Origin of the sequence: Tamlana sp. I1 (genome assembly GCF_015355625.1) — a bacterium.
GTDB lineage: Bacteria > Bacteroidota > Bacteroidia > Flavobacteriales > Flavobacteriaceae > Pseudotamlana.
Genome location: NZ_JACLAF010000030.1, coordinates 1 through 5,623 on the forward strand (window position 1 = coordinate 1; position 5,623 = coordinate 5,623).

Annotated in this window: 7 protein-coding genes and 1 tRNA gene; 7 read left to right on the forward strand and 1 reads right to left on the reverse strand. The window is 30.9% G+C overall.

Annotated features, from left to right (window positions below):
* The first annotated feature begins 180 nt into the window (after positions 1-180).
* The 7 genes from H6X70_RS16775 to H6X70_RS16805 all read left to right on the forward strand — a co-directional run bounded on the left by H6X70_RS16775 (position 181) and on the right by H6X70_RS16805 (position 5,156).
* Positions 181-253: transfer RNA gene (locus H6X70_RS16775), tRNA-Lys, on the forward strand.
* A 224-nt stretch (positions 254-477) separates the two neighbouring features.
* Positions 478-1,482, forward strand: coding sequence for a LacI family DNA-binding transcriptional regulator (locus tag H6X70_RS16780; protein WP_194768846.1), 1,005 nt, complete (start codon positions 478-480; stop codon positions 1,480-1,482).
* A gap of 297 nt (positions 1,483-1,779) precedes the next feature.
* Positions 1,780-1,926, forward strand: coding sequence for a hypothetical protein (locus tag H6X70_RS16785; protein WP_194768847.1), 147 nt, complete (start codon positions 1,780-1,782; stop codon positions 1,924-1,926).
* A 62-nt stretch (positions 1,927-1,988) separates the two neighbouring features.
* Positions 1,989-2,135, forward strand: coding sequence for a hypothetical protein (locus tag H6X70_RS16790; RefSeq protein ID WP_194768848.1), 147 nt, complete (start codon positions 1,989-1,991; stop codon positions 2,133-2,135).
* Positions 2,136-2,197: 62 nt separating this feature from the next.
* The gene (locus H6X70_RS16795; protein WP_194768849.1) at positions 2,198-2,344 is read left to right on the forward strand and encodes a hypothetical protein; all 147 of its coding nucleotides are present in this window, start codon (positions 2,198-2,200) and stop codon (positions 2,342-2,344) included.
* Positions 2,345-2,505: 161 nt separating this feature from the next.
* The gene (locus H6X70_RS16800; RefSeq protein WP_194768850.1) at positions 2,506-4,473 is read left to right on the forward strand and encodes a tetratricopeptide repeat-containing sensor histidine kinase; all 1,968 of its coding nucleotides are present in this window, start codon (positions 2,506-2,508) and stop codon (positions 4,471-4,473) included.
* Positions 4,474-4,481: 8 nt separating this feature from the next.
* The gene (locus H6X70_RS16805) at positions 4,482-5,156 is read left to right on the forward strand and encodes a response regulator (RefSeq protein WP_194768851.1); all 675 of its coding nucleotides are present in this window, start codon (positions 4,482-4,484) and stop codon (positions 5,154-5,156) included.
* A 329-nt stretch (positions 5,157-5,485) separates the two neighbouring features.
* On the opposite strand, the gene H6X70_RS16810 is transcribed toward H6X70_RS16805, so the two are convergent.
* A partial coding sequence (locus H6X70_RS16810) for a transposase (RefSeq protein WP_194765898.1) occupies positions 5,486-5,623 on the reverse strand: 138 nt, incomplete at its 5' end.

Consider the following 5,623-nt stretch of genomic DNA (forward strand, 5'->3'; position numbering starts at 1 on the left):
TTTCCGAACAGAGAAGTTAAGCCCATTAGCGCCGATGGTACTGCATTTGTGGGAGAGTAGGTCGTTGCCTTTTTTGAATCCTCAACATTTATTTGTTGAGGATTTTTATTTTTATTGATTAATGGTTGCTGGTTAGTAGTAACACCAACAACTAAAAACCAATAACCAACAACCAAAAAAGACCTGGTAGCTCAGTTGGTAGAGCATCTCCCTTTTAAGGAGAGGGTCCTGGGTTCGAGCCCCAGCCCGGTCACTTTTTATCTAAGCCTCAAACATCAGTTTGAGGCTTTTTTTATGCTCTTTTTTTACCTTCTTAATTAGAGTGTTTCTTTAATTTATGACTTATAATGTATTAATTCATTTATAAAAATTTTAATTCTTTCTTGCCTTTTGTATGTTCCTAGTTTATGTAAATAATTTTTAGTCGCAATTAGTTATTTTGTACATTGCATTGGTTATAAAATTTCAGATGAATATATGGTGACACTAAAACAATTAGCTAAAGAGTTAAATGTATCGATTTCTACGGTTTCAAAAGCATTGAATAATAGTACTGAAATTGGAGGCGAAACTGTTAAACGTGTTAAAGAACTTGCTGAATTATATAACTACAAACCAAATAAAGTGGCTTTAAGCCTAAAACAGAACAAAACGAAAACTATAGGTGTTATTATTCCGAATATTTTAAATCATTTCTTAGCTAAAGTTTTGTTTGGAATTGAACGAGAAGCCACAAAAAACGGCTATAACATTATTACCTGTATTTCTAACGAATCTTTAGATAAAGAAAAAGAAGGTCTTCAATTATTAGCTAATGGTAGTGTAGACGGTTTTATTTTGTCTATGGCTGAAGAAACACAAGTTAACAACGAAATCGATCATTTTAAAAGAACAATTAGCCAAGGTTTACCTATTGTGATGTTTGATAGAGTAGCACATGATGTATTATGTGATAAAGTTATTGTAGATGATTTTGAGTCTACTTACAACGCTACGAAAGTCCTACTTGCTGAAAATCGAAAAAAGATTGCTTTTATTAGTAATATTAACGATTTAAGTGTAGGTAAGTTACGGGAACGTGGCTATAATAAAGCCATCTTAGAAACTGGAACTATGGAGCCTTTAGTTCTAAAAATTAAAAAAAAGGACGATCATCCAAAAAAGATAAAGTCATTCTTCAAAAAGCATAAAGATTTAGACGGAGTTATTGCTGCAGATAGTTCCTCAGGTATTATTGGACTTAATATGGCGGTTAGTTTTGGTTTAAAGGTACCTAAAGATATATCTGTTATTGGATTTGCAAGTAAATCCGATTCCTATCATACAGTACCTAGATTAACCACCATACGCCAACACGCTAAAACTATTGGTGCTAAAGCTGCAGAAATGCTTATTCATAGAATTCAAAATGGAACACCATCTGATAAAGTTGTGACCAAAATTGTTAAAACAACGCTCATTAGCAATAAATCAACTTTATAAGTATTATCTTATGTTTACCTTTCCACTCATCTAAATTATTAGGTAAATTCATGTCATTCAGTTTGTTTCATTTATATTAGAAGCTGAATGAACTCAAAATTTATCTAAGTTTATTCACAAATAAATTCATTACAGACTTTTAAGTCTGCACTACCAAAATGTTTCATATTCTTGGTAGTGCTTTTATGTATGCGATATTTTGTATGACATATCGTTCCTTTTAACGTGATTGCATACAGCTTGTTAGTTATGCTATGAATTTCAATCTTGAATATTTAACCCTAAAAATAAAATAAAATGAAAATTCTAAAAATCACATTAATAGCAGTAACTCTAATCGCATCATTCACTTCTTGTACTAAGCAAGATTTACACGATGACGATATTTTAGTCGATCCAAGTGCAGAAACATTTTACACAGGCGGAACGGTAAACGAGCGCTAAAATTACATTACAAATACAAGATTAAAACAAACAACATTATTTCACCCTAAAAATAAAATAAAATGAAAATTCTAAAAATCACATTAATAGCAGTAACTCTAATTGCAACATTCACTTCTTGTACTAAACAAGATTTACACGAAGACGATATTTTAGTCGATCCAAGTGCAGAAACATTTTACACAGGCGGAACGGTAAACGAGCGCTAAAATTACATTACAAATACAAGATTAAAACAAACAACATTATTTCACCCTAAAAATAAAATAAAATGAAAATTCTAAAAATCACATTAATAGCAGTAACTCTAATTGCAACATTCACTTCTTGTACTAAACAAGATTTACACGAAGATGATGTTTTAACAGATCCCAGTGTTGAAACATTTTACACAGGTGGAACTGTAAATGAACGTTAAAATATTAAATTAAAAAATGATTATGCTCTGATTAGTAGTTAAGGGCTTTTTGTGTTATATAAATTGAAAAATTATAAATACATTTGAAGTATTTACCCCAAGACAGCGTGAGATCTTTTTTTTTACTTTTACTATCCATATTTTTTTGCGTAAATTTTTCTTTGGGGCAAACCTATAATAAAGAAAAGTTCGATAGTATTCTGTATTATTTAAATGCTTCAGATAATTCTAAAGAGAATTATCTGAAGCGGGAATCTCTTGCCTTAAAAGCGAAAGCAATTGCGAGAGAAATAAATAGTTATTCATTACAACGTAAAAGTAACCTTCAATTATTAACACTCTATCAAGAAGCTGAAAAGGAGGATTTATACATCAAAATAAATCATCAGAATTTAAATTTGGCTAGAATGTATAAAGACACCCTTACGGTGGCTTATATGACCAAAAACTTGGGGTATTATTATTTTGATAAAATAGAAGACAGTGCTTACTACTACAACAATAAAGCCGAAAAATTATTTAGGTCATTAAAAGACAACTATAATACAGCTGTTGTGCTTCTAGATATTGCTTTACTTCAAAAGGATGAAAAAGATTTTACTGGAAGTGAGCTCACTTCTATTGAAGGTATTCTTTTATTAAATCAAATTGAAGATCAAACAGACGAAGTTATACGTAGAAAGGCTTATTTTTATAATAACTTAGGGATGGTTTTTAGTGGATTAACACAGTTTGATAAATCTATTGAGTATCACAATAAAGCCGTTGAATTAAAGTTAAAACTAAAAGGAAACAACAAGGCTTCTATTGATAATTCCAAGAATAATATTGGAAATGTTTTAAAAAAAGCTGGGCAGTATAAATTAGCTATAAAAATATTTGAGGAGATTCTTCAAGATAATGGTTTAGGAAGAGATCGCCCTGAATTTTTTGCTCTAGTCTTAGATAATTATGCCCATACTTTATACCTGTCTTCTAACAGAGAAAAGCTTCCTGGCTTATACCATAAAGCTTTAAAAGTTTGTGATAGTTTGGGTAAAGATGAGTACAATTCCATCGTCATTCATCAGCATTTAGCAGAATATTACAACGACTTAGGCTTAAAAGATTCAGCAAAATATTATGGCCACCAGGCCAAGCGTATTTCTGAAAAATACCATAACGACGATCTTTTAAACTCCTTATTACTACTATCAAAAATTGAAGATGGTGAAGTAGCAGCAAATTATTTAAGAAGTTACGTAAAGCTAAATGATAGTTTGCAAAAAAACGAGCGCGCCATTAGAAATAAATTCACAAGAATTAAATTTGAAACCAATCAAATAGAACAAGAAAATATTAAAATTGCAAAGGAGCGTACTTGGCTAATTATAATTGCAATTGTAGGTCTTGTTGGGTCACTTTTACTTTATATCATATTTGCTCAACGCAATAAAAATAAAGAGTTACAGTTTATTCAAAAGCAACAAGAAACTAATGAGGAGATTTATAACCTCATGCTTTCTCAAAACGACGTTATTGAAGAAGCTAGAGCTTTGGAAAAGAAGCGGATCTCAGAAGAGCTTCATGACGGAGTTTTAGGAAGGTTGTTTGGAACCCGATTAAGCTTGGATAGCTTGAACATGAATACGAGTGATGATGCTATTAAAACACGAAGTCAGTACATTTCAGATTTAAAAGTTATTGAAGAAGATATTAGAAAAGTGTCACATGAATTAAATACCGATTTTATTTCTGATTCGGGGTTTATCAATATCATTAAAACTTTGGTTGAAACCCAAACATTAGCCTATGAGTTGCAGTATAAGTTAGAGAGTCAGGGCACTATAAATTGGGATGATGTTTCAAATAAAATTAAAATTCATTTCTACCGAATTATCCAAGAAACACTTCATAATATCTATAAACACGCCAAAGCTACGACTGTTGAAATTAGCTTTAAGTTGAAAAATAATGTCATCTGTTTAATGATTATGGATGATGGTACTGGTTTTGATGTAAATCGCGCAAAATCTGGTATCGGATTAAAAAACATGAAATCAAGAATCAAGGAAATAAACGGAACTATCAATATAACTTCTAAAAAAGAAATAGGTACTGCAGTTATTATTGATGTCCCATTATCATAGCATAAATTATGATTGAAAAAATTAAAATATTAATGATTGATGACCATCCGATGATTATCGAGGGCTATCAAAACACCTTACTTTTTACAAAACGAGATAATCAAGAATTAACCATTCATATAGCAAATAATTGTGATGAAGCTTTATCACACATAAATAATGCAGTAAAAAATAATGTGCCTTACGATGTGTTGTTTGTAGATATTAGCTTGCCGGCCTCAACCGATGGTAGCATGAGTTCAGGTGAAGATTTAGCCGAATACGCCCGAAAGGTTTTGCCACAATCTAAAATCATCATTTTAACCATGTTTAATGAGTCGTTTAGGATTCATAATATTATAAAAACAATAAACCCCGAAGGCTTTTTGATTAAAAGTGATTTAACTTCTAGCGAGTTAGCAAGTGCCTTTCAAACGGTGTTGAATAACGTAACTTTTTATAGCGGAAGTGTTAATAGTATTATTAGAAAAACCGTAAATAGTGACATTGTTATAGACGATAAAAACAGAAAGATCCTCCATTTGTTATCACAAGGTGTGAAAACAAAAAATTTAGCCTCTCATTTAGACATTTCGTTAAGTGCTATTGAAAAACGAAAAAAGCAACTTAGAGACCTTTTTGATGTTGAAGATGGCCAGGATGAAACGTTATTAAATCAAGCTAGAAAAAAAGGATTTGTATAAACTAAACCATTTTTCAATATGTTATTTTGTGAAAAAAGTGTTAAAATTTAACTTTAACACTTATGTAAACCCTTGTAAATAAAGGGTTTTTATTTTTATTTTAAGTAGTTACGGGTTTTCCGCAGGTTGAAATGAATCGTTCTCTATATATTTGAATCATCAACACTTCAAAAAATTAATTAATCCCTCAATTTTTTAGTTGGTAATAGCAATTTACATCCCTGTGGAGGTGAGAGACCCACAGGGATTCTTCTTTTTATAAAGCAGATAAAAATCTGTTGTTTTGTTCAAAAGAACGGATCAAGAGCAAAAGTTGTGGGATTTTAGAATTAAGCAAAAATAGTAGTTAATCTATAGAGGAAGAATTTTACGTTTCTCACGCCTCTGAACTGCGTTCTAAAAGCTTTAATTTTGGCATTAAAGGATTCTGCAGAAGCATTTGTACTTCTATTAATAAAATAGTTTAG

What these genes read in the sequence shown, in the direction of transcription:
- H6X70_RS16780 (WP_194768846.1), top strand. Translation starts at nt 478, where the DNA reads ATGGTGACACTAAAACAATTAGCTAAAGAGTTAAATGTATCGATTTCT.
- H6X70_RS16785 (WP_194768847.1), top strand. Translation starts at nt 1,780, where the DNA reads ATGAAAATTCTAAAAATCACATTAATAGCAGTAACTCTAATCGCATCA.
- H6X70_RS16790 (WP_194768848.1), top strand. Translation starts at nt 1,989, where the DNA reads ATGAAAATTCTAAAAATCACATTAATAGCAGTAACTCTAATTGCAACA.
- H6X70_RS16795 (WP_194768849.1), top strand. Translation starts at nt 2,198, where the DNA reads ATGAAAATTCTAAAAATCACATTAATAGCAGTAACTCTAATTGCAACA.
- H6X70_RS16805 (WP_194768851.1), top strand. Translation starts at nt 4,482, where the DNA reads ATGATTGAAAAAATTAAAATATTAATGATTGATGACCATCCGATGATT.